This is a genomic window from Microbacterium sp. Kw_RZR3, assembly GCF_029222405.1.
In the GTDB taxonomy this organism is placed as follows: domain Bacteria; phylum Actinomycetota; class Actinomycetes; order Actinomycetales; family Microbacteriaceae; genus Microbacterium.
In genome coordinates, this window is record NZ_JARHXC010000037.1 from 1 (window position 1) to 5062 (window position 5062).

Here is a 5062-nt window from a genome sequence, read left to right on the forward strand (position 1 = left end):
AGGTGAACGGATTCGGATGCGCGCAGCGGATACGGATCGAACGGGCAGCGGCATCCGAATCCGCTGCACGTATCCGATTCCGGTGGCGAGGTCTCGGGTGCACGCGGGTGCAACCCGATGCAACCTTCCCCGGCGTACCGTCGGCGCATCGCCGCTCGAAGCCGTCGCGGCGACTCATGACCGTCGAAGGAGACACGCATGACCATCGTCGAAGAAGGCGTCTCGAGCGTCTATGCCGCACCCGGCACCCGCGGATCCGTCGCCGAGTATCGCTCGCGGTACGGGCACTACATCGGTGGCGAATGGGTCGAACCGCACAGCGGCGAGTACTTCGAGAACATCACCCCCGTCACCGGCAAGCCCTTCTGCGAGGTCGCGCGCGGTGACGGGCACGACATCGATCGGGCGGTGGATGCCGCGTGGAAGGCGTTCGCGTCGTGGAAGAAGACGACGCCCGCTGAGCGCAGCGTCATCCTGAACAAGATCGCCGACCGGATCGAGGAGAACCTCGAGCGGATCGCCGTCGCCGAAACGTGGGAGAACGGCAAGCCGGTGCGCGAGACGCTCGCCGCCGACATCCCGCTGACCGTCGACCACTTCCGCTACTTCGCCGGGGTGCTGCGGGCGCAGGAGGGCTCGCTCAGCCAGCTCGATGAGAACACCGTGGCGTACCACTTCAACGAGCCGCTCGGTGTGGTCGGGCAGATCATCCCGTGGAACTTCCCCATTCTCATGGCGGCATGGAAGCTCGCTCCGGCCCTCGCCGCGGGTAACTGCGTCGTGATCAAACCGGCCGAGCAGACCCCGGCATCGCTGCTGTTCCTGTTCGACATCATCGGCGACCTGCTCCCCGCGGGCGTCGTCAACATCGTCAACGGCTTCGGCATCGAGGCGGGGGCGCCGCTGGCGCAGCACAAGCGCATCCGCAAGATCGCGTTCACGGGTGAGACCACGACCGGGCGTCTGATCATGCAGTACGCGTCGCAGAACCTCATCCCGGTGACGCTCGAACTCGGAGGCAAGAGCCCCAACGTGTTCTTCGAGGACGTCGCGCTGCGGAGCGACGACGCCTACTACGACAAGGCGCTCGAGGGCTTCACGATGTTCGCCCTCAACCAGGGTGAGGTCTGCACGTGTCCGTCGCGATCGCTCATCCAGCGTTCGATCTACGACCAGTTCCTCGGCGACGGCCTCGAGCGCGTGAAGAAGGTCCGTCAGGGCAACCCGCTCGACCCCGAGACGATGATCGGCGCGCAGGCCTCGAACGACCAGCTCGAGAAGATCCTGTCGTACATCGACATCGGCAAGCAGGGCGGCGCCAAGCTGCTCACGGGCGGGGAGCGGGTCGACCTCGGCGGCGACCTCTCGGGTGGCTACTACGTCGCGCCGACGGTGTTCGAGGGCACGAACGACATGCGCATCTTCCAGGAGGAGATCTTCGGTCCCGTGCTCTCGGTCACGTCGTTCGACGACTTCGACGACGCCATCTCGATCGCCAACGACACCCTGTACGGCCTGGGCGCAGGCGTGTGGAGCCGAAGCGGCGACACCGCCTACCGCGCAGGTCGGGCGATCGAAGCCGGACGCGTCTGGACGAACACGTACCACCAGTACCCCGCGCACGCCGCGTTCGGCGGGTACAAGCAGTCGGGCATCGGCCGCGAGAACCACCTCAAGATGCTCGACCACTACCAGCAGACGAAGAACCTGCTCGTGTCGTACGCCGAAGGGGCGATGGGCTTCTTCTGATCGACCGTGTCGGGGTCGTGGCGGCGACCCGACCGCGTGACCCCCGGGTTCGTCCCGGGGGCCACGCCCGTTTGGTCAGCGCCGCGTCGTACGCCGGCGCCGCGCGATGGTGCGTGTCCCACTTTGTGTGATTTCTCCGGGCGGAATCTGCACAAAGTGGGACACGCCCCTCGGGACGGAGGTCGCGCGTCCCGCATTGTGCGAATCGAGCTTCGATTTCCCGCACAAAGTGGGACACGCCTTCAGGAAAGGACGGAGACGGATGCCAGAACTCTCCCGCGTGGACGTGACGGACGCCGCGGCCGCGCTGCTGCGCGACTTGACGGCGAAGCACGGCCCGCTGATGTTCCATCAGTCCGGGGGCTGCTGCGACGGCAGTTCGCCGATGTGTTACCCGGTCGGCATGTTCCTCATCGGGCCCAGCGACGTGCACCTCGGGAACATCGAGGTCGGGCTCGACGACCCGATCGAGGTCTACATGTCGGAGTCGCAGTTCGAGTACTGGAAGTTCACGCACCTGACGATCGACGTCGTCCCGGGGCGGGGCGCAGGGTTCTCGGTCGAGGGTCCGACGGGGATGCGGTTCCTCATCCGGTCGCGGATGCTGACGGAGGAGGAGGCGGTGGCGTTCGGGGTTGGTGCGGCTGCCGAACGAGGCTGACTTCCGGCTACAGCCACCCCCGCTCCACCGCCACCCGCACGGCATCCGCCCGATTCCGCCCGCCGGTCTTCCCGATCGCGCTGGACAAGTGATTCTTCACCGTCCCCTCTGACAGGTGCACCGTCCGCGCGATGTCGGCGATCGAACCGCCGTCGCGGGCCGCGGCGAGCACGTCGGTCTCGCGCTCGGTGAGCGGGGAGTCGCCCTGCGCGAGCGACTCGGCCGCGAGAGCCGGATCGACCACGCGGAGCCCGAGCGAGACGCGCCGCACCGCGTCCGCCAACTCTGCCGCGGGGGTGTCCTTCACCACGAATCCCGATGCCCCGGCCTGCATGGCACGCGCCAGGTAGCCCGGGCGTCCGAAGGTCGTGACGATGAGGGCGCGGCATGCGGGGACCTCCGAACGCAGGAGGGATGCCGCGGCGATGCCGTCGATGCCGGGCATCTCGATGTCGAGGAGGGCGACGTCGGCTTCGGACGCCCGCGCCGCCTCGACCACCTCGTCGCCGCGGCCCACCTGGGCCACGACCTCGATGTCGTGTTCGAGACCGAGCAGCGCGGCGAGGGCGCCGCGCACGAGAGCCTGGTCGTCGGCGATGAGGAGTCGGATCACCATGCCACCTTGAGTTTGAATCCGCCGAGGTCGCTGCGACCGATGGTCAGACGCGCGCCGGACGTCTCGACGCGCTCGCGCAAGCCCGTCAGTCCCGAGCCCGAGGATGCCGCGGACGAGGGGCCGCAGCCGTCATCGACCACCTCGATCGACCGGCCGTCGAGTCGCACTCGGCAAGCGGTCGCACCGGAATGGCGGATGACGTTTGTCACCGCCTCGCGCACGACCCAGCCGGCCAGTTCGCGGCGGTCGGCGGGCACCTGCTCCGTCGACCCGGGCAGGTCGGCGGAAACCCCGGCGCTCTCGAGCGCCGCACGAGCGGCGGCGAGCTCTCCGCTGATGCTGACACCGCGATACCCGTGGACCGTCGCACGGACGTCGGAGAGGGCTCCGCGCGCCAACTGCTCGATCTGGGTGATCTCGTCGCGGGCGGCCGGGGAGCCGGCATCCATCAGTCGTCCGGCGAGTTCTGCCTTCACCGTGATCACGGTGAGTGAGTGACCGAGGATGTCGTGCACGTCGCGCGCGACGCGACCGCGCTCCTTCTCGGCGGCGAGTTCGGCGATCTGAGCCTGCGCATCGCGGAGACGCTCGAGGGTCGAGATGTTCCGCATGAAGCTGAACATCATGATCGAGATGGAGAGGATGATCGCCGAGTTGAGCACGCTCGTGAAGGTGTCGGCCCCGCTCCACTCCCCCACGGCGAACGAGAGTCCGCTCAGCACCCCGACGGTCGTCCACATGGTGCGGGACCCCATACGCGAGACGGCGACGGAGACTCCCACGAACGTCCACAGCCACCGCACGTCGGCGCCGAGCCACGGCCAGAGCGCGAGGCTCAGCGCGAAGAGGGCCACGGGCAGAAGCAGTCGGCGTCCGTAAGAAGGCGTGCGACGGGCGAGGGGAGCGGTCGCCATGAACAGCGCCGCGAACACCGCCACGATCGCCGTTCCGAGCACCCGCGGGGCCAGACCCGGCTCTTCCCAGAGGGTGAGCAGCGTCGGGAACGTCCAGATCAGGGAGATCGACGAACCGATGAGCCACCCGCGCTGAAACGGGCGACGGCCCGGAACGATCGCTCGTTCCGGGCCGGTCCCACTGCTCATGTCGTTCACCCTAGGCGTCACGCGCGCCGCGTGTCGCGACGGAAGAAGTACACGGTCCCCGCGACGAACACCGCGAGCCAGACCACCGCGTTGATCAGGGCGCCGAGGTCGAAGGCATCCCCCGTCAGAGGCGACCGGGCGAGCTCGCCGATGCCGTAGACGGGCGTCAGCTTGCCGATGGTCTGAAGGAAGTCGGGCATCGACGACAGCGGGAAGAACAGGCCGCCGAGGAACGACAGCAGCACCACGGCGAGGCTGGTGATCTGCGCCGCGTTCTCGCCCGGAACCATGTAGCCGACCATGAGGCCGAGCGTCGTGAACACCGCGCTCGCGAGGAGCCAGGCGGCGAGTCCGGTCACGATCCACTGCACGGGGGCGAGGGTGACACCGGCGAAGGCGGCGACGGCGTAGGTCGCGATCACGGCGATGAGGCCGAACATCATGCCCGCCATCATCTTGACCACGACGTTCGCGACGGGGTTCAGCGGGGTGAGGCGGAGCTGGCGGCTCCAGCCCTGCGCGCGCTCCACCGCGACCGACGCTCCGGTCTGGGTCGCCGACATCATGGTCCCGTACATCGCCATCGAGACCATGATGTACGCGGCCACCGACACTCCCCCGGATGCCAACGGGGTATCGGTCAGCGGAACGTCGAGCGTCTGGAACCCGACGATGAAGAACATCAGCACCGGGAATGCGACCGTGAACAGCAGGCTGCGGGGGTTGCGGAGCTTGCGCAGCAGCTCGATGCGCAGATACGTGAGCGTGAACCCGCCGAAGGCGGGGACCGGGCGGTCGAGAGTGATGGCGGTCATCGGACGGCTCCATTCGAGACGGGCGCGGCGTTGTCAGCGGTGAGGGTGAGGAAGACGCTCTCGAGGTTCTGCGCCGTGATCTCGATGTCGCGCGCGTCGGTGGTGGTGAGCAGGTGGC

Annotated in this window: 5 protein-coding genes; 2 read left to right on the forward strand and 3 right to left on the reverse strand. The window is 68.1% G+C overall.

The features are described 5' to 3' along the window. Window positions 1–198 precede the first annotated feature (198 nt). Entirely contained in the window at window positions 199–1749 is a 1551-nt protein-coding gene (locus tag P2P98_RS01480) for an aldehyde dehydrogenase family protein (RefSeq protein WP_275796492.1), read from the forward strand. 262 nt (window positions 1750–2011) lie between these two features. Further along, window positions 2012–2410: a DUF779 domain-containing protein gene (locus tag P2P98_RS01485; protein WP_275796494.1), complete on the forward strand. Its 399-nt coding sequence runs from the start codon at window positions 2012–2014 to the stop codon at window positions 2408–2410. A 7-nt stretch (window positions 2411–2417) separates the two neighbouring features. Here the strand turns inward: P2P98_RS01485 and P2P98_RS01490 are convergent, their stop codons facing one another. Genes P2P98_RS01490 through P2P98_RS01500 form a run of 3 tightly spaced genes read right to left on the reverse strand, consistent with a single transcriptional unit; the run spans window position 2418 to window position 4944 of the window. Further along, window positions 2418–3023: a response regulator transcription factor gene (locus P2P98_RS01490; protein WP_345799687.1), complete on the reverse strand. Its 606-nt coding sequence runs from the start codon at window positions 3021–3023 to the stop codon at window positions 2418–2420. Further along, entirely contained in the window at window positions 3020–4129 is a 1110-nt protein-coding gene (locus P2P98_RS01495) for a sensor histidine kinase (protein ID WP_275796498.1), read from the reverse strand. The genes P2P98_RS01490 and P2P98_RS01495 overlap by 4 nt, the downstream gene beginning before the upstream one ends. 17 nt (window positions 4130–4146) lie before the next feature. Next, a complete protein-coding gene (locus P2P98_RS01500) occupies window positions 4147–4944 on the reverse strand; it encodes an ABC transporter permease (RefSeq protein ID WP_275796500.1) in 798 nt (265 codons plus the stop codon). Window positions 4945–5062: the final 118 nt, after the last annotated feature.